1 protein-coding gene is annotated in these 579 nt (G+C 48.9%); it reads left to right on the plus strand.

Features of this window, described 5'->3' with window-relative positions:
• On the plus strand, nucleotides 1-579 hold a 579-nt coding region (locus J678_RS22790), incomplete at both ends, for an Ig-like domain-containing protein (protein WP_032027591.1).

The raw sequence follows: 579 nt of genomic DNA on the forward strand, positions 1-579 counted from the left end.
GGTAACCCATCAGCACCATCAACTGGTACAGTAGATGCGGTTGCACCAGCAGTAACTGTAACAACCACATTAACCAATGACAGCACACCTGCGTTAAGCGGTACAGTGAACGATCCAATAGCGAAAGTTGTGGTGACTGTAGACGGTGTGAACTACCCGGCAACCAATAATGGTGATGGCACCTGGACCCTTGCAGACAATACACTTCCAGTGTTGACAGACGGTCCGCATACGGTGACTGTGACAGCGACTGACCCGGCAGGTAATGTGGGTACAACTAATGCTGTGGTGACTGTTGATACCACTGCGCCAAATGCACCAGTAATTGATCCAATCAATGCAACTAATCCTGTAACAGGTACAGCAGAAGCTGGTTCAACAGTTAAGGTCACTTTCCCAGATGGTACAACAGCGACTGTAGTTGCAGGCCCGGATGGTAAATGGACAGTACCAAACCCAGGTGATCTTAAAGATGGAGACAAAGTTACAGTTGTTGCAACTGACCCAGCGGGTAACCCATCAGCACCATCAACTGGTACAGTAGATGCGGTTGCACCAGCAGTAACTGTAACAACCACA

It is taken from the genome of Acinetobacter sp. 1424608 (assembly GCF_000588255.1).
Classification (GTDB): domain Bacteria; phylum Pseudomonadota; class Gammaproteobacteria; order Pseudomonadales; family Moraxellaceae; genus Acinetobacter; species Acinetobacter nosocomialis.